The organism is Ensifer sp., assembly GCF_035999135.1.
GTDB lineage: Bacteria > Pseudomonadota > Alphaproteobacteria > Rhizobiales > Rhizobiaceae > Ensifer.
Map to the genome: position 1 here is coordinate 22,511 of NZ_DASYGZ010000072.1, position 9,764 is coordinate 32,274.

8 protein-coding genes are annotated in these 9,764 nt (G+C 63.3%); 2 read left to right on the forward strand and 6 right to left on the reverse strand.

Annotated features, from left to right (window positions below; all coding sequences use genetic code 11):
- Nucleotides 1–51: 51 nt before the first annotated feature.
- Together VGO12_RS08345 and VGO12_RS08350 are read right to left on the reverse strand one after the other, a co-directional pair.
- On the reverse strand, nt 52–1,410 hold the full coding sequence (locus tag VGO12_RS08345) for an esterase-like activity of phytase family protein (RefSeq protein WP_327512261.1): 1,359 nt from the start codon (nt 1,408–1,410) through the stop codon (nt 52–54).
- A 106-nt stretch (nt 1,411–1,516) separates the two neighbouring features.
- Nucleotides 1,517–2,413, reverse strand: a complete 897-nt coding sequence (locus tag VGO12_RS08350) for an AraC family transcriptional regulator (RefSeq protein WP_327512262.1) — start codon at nt 2,411–2,413, stop codon at nt 1,517–1,519.
- On the opposite strand from VGO12_RS08350, the gene VGO12_RS08355 reads away from it, so the two are divergent.
- On the forward strand, nt 2,412–2,819 hold the full coding sequence (locus tag VGO12_RS08355) for a DUF2000 family protein (protein WP_327512263.1): 408 nt from the start codon (nt 2,412–2,414) through the stop codon (nt 2,817–2,819). The two genes, VGO12_RS08350 and VGO12_RS08355, sit on opposite strands and share 2 nt — an antisense overlap.
- Nucleotides 2,820–2,825: 6 nt before the next feature.
- Here the strand turns inward: VGO12_RS08355 and VGO12_RS08360 are convergent, their stop codons facing one another.
- The 4 genes from VGO12_RS08360 to VGO12_RS08375 form a co-directional block, all read right to left on the reverse strand.
- Nucleotides 2,826–3,878 carry an adenylate/guanylate cyclase domain-containing protein gene (locus VGO12_RS08360; protein WP_327512264.1) on the reverse strand — a complete coding sequence of 351 codons (1,053 nt, stop codon included), beginning with the start codon at nt 3,876–3,878 and terminating at the stop codon, nt 2,826–2,828.
- Nucleotides 3,879–4,042: 164 nt separating this feature from the next.
- Complete coding sequence (rnd, locus tag VGO12_RS08365) at nt 4,043–5,194, reverse strand: ribonuclease D (RefSeq protein ID WP_327512265.1); 1,152 nt, start codon at nt 5,192–5,194, stop codon at nt 4,043–4,045.
- A gap of 77 nt (nt 5,195–5,271) precedes the next feature.
- Nucleotides 5,272–6,672, reverse strand: a complete 1,401-nt coding sequence (locus VGO12_RS08370) for a multicopper oxidase family protein (protein WP_327512266.1) — start codon at nt 6,670–6,672, stop codon at nt 5,272–5,274.
- A 96-nt stretch (nt 6,673–6,768) separates the two neighbouring features.
- Complete coding sequence (locus tag VGO12_RS08375; RefSeq protein WP_327512267.1) at nt 6,769–8,010, reverse strand: MFS transporter; 1,242 nt, start codon at nt 8,008–8,010, stop codon at nt 6,769–6,771.
- 323 nt (nt 8,011–8,333) lie between these two features.
- Here VGO12_RS08375 and aspS point away from each other — a divergent pair.
- Nucleotides 8,334–9,764, forward strand: a 1,431-nt coding sequence (aspS, locus tag VGO12_RS08380; protein WP_327496961.1) for an aspartate--tRNA ligase, incomplete at its 3' end; no start/stop codon positions are given.

A 9,764-nucleotide genomic window follows, 5' to 3' on the forward strand; every position in this document is an offset into this window, starting at 1 on the left:
CAAACAGGTGACGGGCGCGCGAACCTCCGGGTTCGCGCGCCCGCTTGTTGATTATTCAGCCTTCAGGAATTCGCCGACTTCGAGCAGCACGAATTCGTTGTCGTCAGCCTTGTCGAGCGAGCGGCCAGCCGAAAACGGCAGGTTGTTGTCGTTGCCGACGATGATGTGGGTGTCATCGACGCGGTCGACGTTCTCGATGGTGACGAACGGCATGTCGTAGAAGCCTTCGCCGCCACCCTTGCGCTTCTTGTTGTCGGGGTCGGCGATCTTCAGGAGATTGATGTAGCCGATCTTGCGCACGGCTTTGCCGACATTGCTGTCGTCGAAGGCGATCTTGTAGATGCGCTTGACCTTGGAGCCGGTGGCAAAGCAGTCCGGCTTCGGGTCCTTCGGATCGGCGCAGGCCTTGTCGACCGTTCCGGCGCCGTTGTCGCGCTCGATCACCAGTGCCGTCTTGTCGTCGAGCATGTTGAAGTCGCCGATCGCCTCGCCGCCTTCGGCGAGCGGATAGAGCCAGCTGCGGCCGGACCAGGCCTTGGTGGCGACGTCGAGTTCGATGATGCGCAGCGCCGGGCGGCCGTCTGCCTGTTCCACGGTCTCGCTGTCGGTCCAGAGCGGGCCTTCGAGCAGGCCGTAGAGCTTGGAGCCGTCCTTGGAGAGCGCCATGCCTTCGTAGCCGCCAGAGCGCTTCAGGTTGAAGGCGGGCGTCTTCTTCGACGGATCGGCCTGCAGCGTCAGGGTCGGATTGTCGGGCGACATGACAGGCTTCCCGTCGACCGTCGTCGCAATCACGTCCGTCAGCTTGCCGTCGAGGTCAAACTTGAGGATGTAGGGTCCGAATTCTTCACCCACCCAGAAGCCGTCGGCGACCGGCTGGATCGATTCGACGTCGAAGTCGGCGCCGGTGAGATACCGCTTGTCCGATCCTTCCATGACGATCGGAAAGGGGGCCTTCTTGTCCGGGTCGGTCAAGAACAGTGTCTTCAGCGCTTCGACCTTGCCGGCGTCCCAGTCCATCTTGACGTGATGCAGCATCAGCATGGCGTCGGTCGAATTCAGCTTGTTGCCGAAGCCGTTGTCCGAGAGGCTCCAGAAACTGCCGTCTTCCATTGCCTTGATGCCGGAAAAGCCCTGCATCGGCTGGCCGTCGAAGGGCAGCGAGAGCCCGGTCGCGCGGACGCCGTCCTTGCCCGGCACCGTGCCGAGCGTTTCTGCCCGCTTGCGGTCTGCCGTGGTAAACTTGCCGGAGGTCTTGAGGTAGTCCGGTGCGTCGGACGGGGCGGCGATGATGGTGTGCGCCGGCAGGATCGCATGACCCTTGAGCGTTGCCGTGAAGGACTTTTCCTCGGCCGAGGCGGCCATCGTCATCAAAAGGGTAAGCGCCGCGGTGGCGAGAAGCGTTTTCGTCATAAAAGTCACCATGGGTTGGAAGCCAAAGACGGCAACCCGATAGGCGGCTTGGATGACGAACGGGTGATGCTTGTCTGACAGACCGGTGAAGCTTTGGTGACAGGGCTCAACCGTCGATGGCAAGATTCGCCCAGCGGCCCGGCGTCAGGCCGTAGGCCCGCTTGAAATGTCGGGTGAAATGGGCCTGGTCGGCAAAGCCGGTCTCCAGGGCCGCACCTGCCAGGCTTTCGCCCTTGGCGATCATCTGGCGCGCGCGCTCCAGGCGCCGCATCAAGAGGTACCGGTGCGGACTGGTGCCGAGCACCTTGCGGAATTGTCGCGCCAGCGTGAACCGGTCGAGCCCGCTGACCGCCTCCAGTTCCGGGGAGCCGACCGGCTTTTCCAAGTTGGCGCGCAGGAATTCGGTGGCGCGCAGCACGGCGACCTTATCCGCCTTGCCCGGCCTGATGTCGCTTACGCCCGCATGCCGGCACAGGCCTTCGGCGATGCGTGCGAGAATATCGTCAAGCGCGAGGTCGTCGATGCCGGTGTCGAGGTCCATGACGGCTTCGCCAATGGCCTGGCGCAGGGTCTCGTCGCCGACGACGGGGGCGGCGACGAAGGGCAGGGAGTTGCCAGGCGTGTCGAGCGCTGCAAGCAGCCGTTCCGGTTGCACATACATCATCCGGTAGCGCAGGCCGATGTCGGTCCCGGCACCCCCGTCGTGGACTTCGTCCGGATGGATGATGATGATGCTTCCAGGATTGCTGAACCGGCTTTCGCCCCGATACTGGAACGTCTGGACTCCGCCCAGCGTCACCCCGATCGCGTAGGTGTCGTGGCGATGCGGCTCGAAGAACTTTCCGTGAAGGCGGGCCTCGATGCGTTCGATGCCTTCGATTGCCGGCGCGACCCGAAAGCCGTCGCCAGGAAGCTCGCACGATCGTTCAAGATCGGTCGCGGCATCTTCCGATAATGCGTCTTCCGGCACGCCCTGCCGGGCAGAAATGGAGATGGCCGTCATGTTCGATACCAAATTTGCAATCGTCTTACGCGAGGACCTGGCGACCTGGCAGAAGCTGAACGTCACCGCCTTCCTCGCCACCGGGATCGCCGGACAGAAGCCCGACATCATCGGTGAAGATTATCGCGACGGCGCCGGCAACGTCTACAATGCCCTGAGCGTGCAGCCCATCATTGTCCTAGCCGCAGATGGGAAGACGCTTGGCAGTATTCAACGCCGCGCGATCGAAAGGGACGTGCGCGCATCGATCTATGTCGATGCGATGTTTTCCACCGGCCATGACAGCGCCAATCGCGCCGTCTTTTCCAAAACCCGTCCCGACGATGCGCCCGTCGCCGGCATAGCCATTCACGCCGACAGGAAGCTGGTCGACAAGATCACCAAGGGGGCGAAGTTGCACGGTTGATGCGGATCATTCGGCTGGGGTGGGGGAAAGGGCGGGTGTCGAGCCGGCGACCCGAAGGGCGAGAACGCCGAGTTTCTGGCCGCGCCCCTTGACCGCGTGTTCACCGAGGTCCTCCACCCGGACATAGTGCGGTAACCGCATCTTGCGGGCAAGGTCCACCGAGACCAGGACCTGGTGCCCGAGCGTCTTGCAGAAGCCTTCGAGCCGCGCGGTGGTGTTCACCGTGTCGCCGAAATAGGTGATCTTGTGCTTGTCGAGGCCGATTTCAGCCGCCACGATGGTGCCGCCGTGAAGGGCGGCGCGCAGCCGCGGCACCTCGCCGAACTCCTTTTGCCAGCGGTGTGCGTCGGCGTCGATGAGTTCCAGGATGTCGAAGACGCAATGGATGCAGGCCGCGTTGCTGGTGGCGCGGTCGAACGGCCAGGTAATGACCGCGGCATCGCCGACATAATCGTCGATCGAGCCGCGATAGCGCAGGACCGGGTCTGCGATCGTGGCGAAAAGCCTGCCCAGATATTCCTGCATCCTGAGGTCGCCGTTGCGTTCGGCATAGGCGGTCGAATCGGCGAGGTCGATGAACAGGAAGACGCGCTCTTCCTGAACCGGCCTGCGATAGCGTCCCGTGAGCAGGCTCAGGAACACGTCGCGCCCGAGAAGCTCACGCACCCTCAGGATGAAGACGAGCGAACCTGAGATCGCCAGAGCGTAGATGAGGACGGTCTTGGAGGGCGTCACCGCCTCCATCCAGTCGTCTTCTCCGAAGACGCCGCTGGTCTGCATGATCAGGCCGGCCGCGATGTAGCCGATGTCGAGAAGCACGAAGTAGATCGCGAGCGAGGCGATGAAGAAGACCGGCGTCGAGAACGCATGGATCCGCCGATTGAGCCGCCGGAAGATGACGCGTCTTTCAAAGGCGATGATCGGCAGGCACATGAACAGCGCGTAAGTCGCGCCGATCAGCGCGCCCTTGCCATAGAAAACCCACGCATAAACAGCACCGGCGCCCGCTATGGCGAGCAGCAGGAGAAGCCCTTCGAAAGTGGAGAAGCGCCAACGCATACGGAAAGCCCCGGTACCGAAGAAGCGGTATTCGCATCGGCCGGAACGGCCAGCTGCACCGGTCCCACGCCTTCTCGCCCCGCCCGAAGCGGAGGTGATTCTCGTCCGCCGGGATCTCAGCTAAAGTTGGATTCGGGCGGAAGATTGTTCCCGCCCGTGACCTCTCAACCGCCGATTTCGACCGTCTCGATTTTCTTGTCGACGAAACGAAGCGCCACATCGCCATTGATCAGCTTCAACGCCGTCTCGCCGAAGAGCTCGCGGCGCCAGCCCTTCAGCGCGCCAACGTCCGCCTTCTCGCCTTCGGAGGCGATCTTGTCGAGGTCGTCGCTGTTGGCGATGATCTTGGCGGCGACGCCCTGCTTCTCGGCGATGAGCTTCAAGAGAACCTTCAGCATTTCGACGGCAGCCGCAGCGCCTTCCGGCGTATGGCTCTGTCGCGGCAACTTGGGCAGGTCGGTCTTCGGAATCGTCAGCGCCTCGTTGACTGCATCGACGACGGCCGCGCCAGCGGTGGAGCGCTCCCAGCCCTTGGGAATGGTTCTGAGCCGCGCGAGACCTTCCGCGTCCTTGGGTTGCTGTTGGGCGATCTCGTAGATGGCGTCATCCTTGAGAATGCGGCCGCGCGGCACGTTGCGGGCGCGCGCTTCGCGTTCGCGCCAGGCGGCAACCGTCTTCAGGACGGCAAGCTCGATCGGCTTCTTGACGCGCATCTTCAGGCGTTGCCACGCGTCATCCGGATGCAGGTCGTAGGTGTCCTGCGCCTCGAGGATCGCCATTTCTTCGGTCAGCCAGAGCGAACGGCCCTCGCGCTCGAGTTCGGCGCTCAGATATTTGTAGATGTCGCGCAGATGCGTGACGTCGGCCAGCGCATAGTCGAGCTGCTTTTCGGTCAGCGGACGGCGGCTCCAGTCGGTGAAGCGCGACGACTTGTCGATCTGCGTGCCCGTGACACGGCTGACAAGCTGGTCGTAGGAGACGCTGTCGCCGAAGCCGCAGACCATGGCTGCGACCTGGGTGTCGAAGATCGGGTGCGGAATGAGGTTGCCGAGATGGAAAATGATCTCGATGTCCTGGCGCGCCGCGTGGAACACCTTGACCACCTCCGTATTCGCCATCAGTGCGAAGAACGGGGCAAGGTCGATGCCCTTGGCCATCGGGTCGACGATGACGGCCAGATCGGGGCTCGCCATCTGGATCAGGCAGAGCTCGGGCCAGAAGGTCGTCTCGCGCAGGAATTCAGTATCGATCGTAATATAATTTGAGCGGGCCAGCTGCTGGCAGGCGGCCTCAAGGTCTGCGGTTGTTTCAATCATCAGATTTAAATCACTGTGGCGAAAATGCGGCTAGGGTTTCGTGTAGCCCTTCGCGGCATCTGTCACAATCGAAATTCTCAGACGACCTTGAAATAACCGGTCATGCCGGTCTTTTGGTGCTCGATGATGTGGCAATGGATCACCCAGTCGCCCAAATTGTCCGCGACGAGGGCAACTTCTGCCTGTTCGTCGGGCAAAAGCAGGATCGTATCGGTCGGCGGCGGCAGGAAGGTCCGCTTGTTGGAATTGAGGATGCGGAAGCTCAGGCCGTGCAGATGGATCGGATGCGCGTGCGGCGTCCGGTTGGCGATCTGAAGCACATAGCTCTTGCCGAGTTTCATCTCCTCGATCGGTGCGATCGGGTCGGGCGTGTCGCCCGGCCACGGCACCTCGTTGATCGCCCAGAACGTGTAACCGAGCGAGCCGCAGATCGACGGCGTCGCCCTGTGCTCGGCGGTCGCGCTCAGATCGATCGGCACACGGGTTGCGACCGAGAGGTCCGCCTCGGAAATGGGATTGGCGGGCAGGGGGGCGACGTCGCGCAGATCACGTTTCAACGAAGTGCCGATGGCGCGGAACCTTGCGATCGTCCAGGGATGCGATCCGCGGAAATTGCCAAGGCTGACCGTCTGGCCCTCGCTGTCTGGCATACGCAGCGCCAGGTCGACGCGCTGGCCCGGGCCGAAATCGTAGCGATCGAGCGGGAAGGGCGTGTCGACGGGATTGCCGTCGAGGGCGATTACCATTGCGCCTGCGCCCTCAAGGCCGATTGTATAGATGCGCGTGACATCGGTTGCGGCGATGCGGACCCGCACCAAGCCCCCGGCCGGTGCATCGTAGGTCGGCTCCTGCTGCCAGTTGGCGGTGCGCACCGTGCCGTAGGTGCCGCCGCGGGCCGCATCGCGCGGCTTGAAGGCATCGATGAAGGCGCCGCCGGCACCCAGCCGCCAGTCGCGCAGGTTGAGCACGATCTCGGCGTCGAAGACCGGGTCCTCGGGGTTCTCGACGACGATCACGCCGGTGAGCCCGCTGCCCATCTGGGTCAGCGTGTTGCAATGCGGGTGGTACCAGAAGGTGCCGGCATCCGGTGGCGTGAAGACATAGTCGAACGGGTCGCCGGGATAGACATAGGGTTGTGTCAGTTCAGGCACGCCATCCATGGCGTTGGCGATCCTGAGGCCATGCCAATGGACCGTCGTCGGCTCGTCCAGTCGGTTGATGAGCCGCGCGGCATAGGGCTCGCCCTTGCGCATGCGCAGCACCGGCGGCGTGCCTTTTGCCTGTGTCTCTCCGAGGCCATAGGTCATCACCTTGGGCGTGACGGCATCGCCGGCGATCTTGGCTTGCGTGAATTGTGCCGTGAGCAACTGCGGATCGGGCGTGGCTCCCGCTCGCGCGGCCATGCCCGCGCCGAGCGCGAATGCGCCCCCCAAAGCGGCGGAGCCTTGAAGGAAGGTGCGGCGGTTGATGAGGGGCATTTCGGCTATCTCGACACTGGTGAATTTCGCCACCGGTTTAAACCTGATCGCAACGTTCAGCAATTCGGGGTGTCGAGCGCATCTTGCCGCAGGCGATCAGCTGTCCTTGCGCTTGTGATTGTTGCCGGCTGCGAGCTTGTTGAAGAAGGACGAGGTGCGCAAAAGGTTGCGGAACGGCATGGCGCGCGCCGCTGCCGGCACCGGGCCACGCACGAACATGCGCTGCAATGTGTAGAGCATGAACAGGAACAGGATCGCCGCCGTGTAGATGAACAGCGCCTGCGGCCCGAAGATCTCGAGCAGGAAGGAGGCAAACAGTGGTCCGATAATGGCGCCGAGCGACCAGAAGAACAGCATGCCCGCGGAGACCAGCGCATGTTGACCCTCGGCCGCGTGGTCGTTGGCATGCGCCGAGCACAGCGAATAGAGCGGCATGGCGAAGGCGCCGAACAGGAAGATGCCGGCAAAATTCAGCCACTCGTCGTCGCCGGCGCCGAAGGCGAGGAACAGGCCGGCCAGAAGCGAGCCGAAGGTGGCGATCAGAATGATCAGCCGCCGGTCGATCCGGTCGGAATAGTGGCCGAGCGGATATTGCAGCACGACGCCGCCGATGATGCCGGCGCTCATGAAGGTTGCGATCGCGGTCACCGAAAGCCCGATGCCTTGCGCATAGATCGGTCCGAGCGAACGGAAAGCGGCATTGGTGAGGCCGACGACGATGCAGCCGACGGTCGCAAGCGGCGAGATGTTCCAGAGTGCCTTGACGTCGAAGCGGATCGCCTCCGGAGCGACGGGGCTCGACCGGTCGGCAAAGGAGATCGGGACCAGTGACAGCGTCAGCGCCATGGAGATGATCGCAAAAAGCTCGAATCCGCCAAGGCCGATGCCGGGGATGACATATTGTGCTGCCGTCACCGAGCCAAGATCGACAAGGCGATAGACGGAAAGCGTGCGCGCCCGGTTGGCATTGGTGACGCTGGCGTTCAGCCAGCTTTCGACAGTGGCGAACAGACAGGCAAAACAGATGCCGGCCAGAAGCCGCATCAGGAACCACATCAGCGGATTGATGACGAGCACCATGGAAATGGCGGCCGCAGAGGCGATCGCCGCCATCGCCGAGAAGGTGCGGATGTGGCCGATCGAACGCAGGATGCGGGTGACATAGACGCAGCCGAGCGCAAAGCCGATATTGTAGCCGGCGCCGATCACCCCGATCAGTGAGGTCGAGAAGCCTTCTTCAAGCGCGCGAAGCGAGATGAAGGTGCCCTGCAGACCGTTGCCGCCAATGAGGATGCCTGCGGTGACGAGTAGGGGGATGAGCGGGCGAATCTGGGACATGGGGCAGGCGACATCCGGAAATCGGCCACGACTCGGGGATCAAATGTGCGGCCAGTGATTGTGTAGCCCCGCATTCTGCCGGGCGACAGCCCCGAATTGTGACGATTGCCGTCCTTTTCGCGGCATTTCGGCCTGCTGTTGTCACGAGCGCCCTTGGACTGGCCCATTCCTTCGTTTACAACGCACCTCCATCGGGGGCGGACAGCGGCCGCGCGGCTTGACAAAGGCAACGCGTCATGCGCTTTTCCGCCCGATTTTGACCATGTTGCCGTGCGCCGTTTCTGACGAGCCTGCGCGGCTCTTTGCAATTCCGGGATAAGACGATGCACCGTTACCGCAGCCACACCTGTGCCGCCCTCCGCAAGTCGGACGTCGGCTCCACCGTACGCCTCTCCGGCTGGGTCCACCGCGTCCGCGACCATGGCGGTCTGCTCTTCATCGACCTGCGCGACCATTACGGCATCACCCAGGTCGTCGCCGATCCCGACAGCCCGGCCTTCAAGGCAGCCGAGACCGTGCGCGGCGAATGGGTCGTGCGCATCGACGGCCTCGTCAAGGCGCGCATGGACGACACCGTCAACAAGGGCATGCCGACCGGCGAGATCGAGCTCTACGCCCAGGAGATCGAAGTTCTCTCGGCCGCCAAGGAACTGCCACTGCCGGTCTTCGGCGAGCCGGACTATCCGGAAGACGTGCGCCTGAAGTACCGCTTCCTCGACCTGCGCCGCGACACGCTTCACAAGAACATCGTCAAGCGCACGCAGATCATCTCGTCGATGCGCCGCCACATGGGCGAAGTCGGCTTCACCGAATACACCACCCCGATCCTGACGGCGTCGTCGCCGGAGGGCGCACGCGACTTCCTCGTGCCGTCGCGCATCCATCCCGGCAGCTTCTACGCCCTGCCGCAGGCGCCGCAGCAGTACAAGCAGCTGTTGATGGTTGCCGGCTTCGACCGCTACTTCCAGATCGCGCCCTGCTTCCGTGACGAAGACCCGCGCGCCGACCGCCTTCCGGGCGAATTCTACCAGCTCGACCTGGAGATGAGCTTCGTCGAGCAGGAAGATGTCTGGTCGACCATGGAGCCGGTCATCCGCGACATCTTCGTCGAGTTTGCCGACGGCAAGCCGGTGACGGAAAAGTTCCCGCGCATCCCGTACGACACGGCGATCCGCAAGTATGGCTCCGACAAGCCGGACCTACGCAACCCGATCGAGATGCAGGCCGTGACCGAGCACTTCGCCGGTTCCGGCTTCAAGGTCTTCGCCAACATGATCGCCTCGAACCCGAAGGTCGAAGTCTGGGCGATCCCGGCCAAGACCGGTGGCTCGCGTGCGTTCTGCGACCGCATGAACGCCTGGGCGCAGAGCCAGGGTCAGCCGGGCCTCGGCTACATCTTCTGGCGCAAGGAGGGCGAAAAGCTCGAAGGCGCCGGTCCGCTCGCCAAGAACATCGGCGAGGAGCGCACCGACGCGATCCGCACGCAGCTCGGTCTCGATGACGGCGATGCCTGCTTCTTCGTCGCCGGCGATCCCGCGAAGTTCTACAAGTTCGCAGGCGAAGCCCGCACGCGCGCCGGCGAGGAGCTGAACCTCGTCGACCGTGACCGCTTCGAATTCTGCTGGATCGTCGACTTCCCGTTCTACGAATGGCTGGAAGACGAAAAGAAGATCGACTTCGCCCACAACCCCTTCTCGATGCCGCAGGGCGGCCTCGAGGCGCTGAACACCGAAGATCCGCTGTCGCTCAAGGCC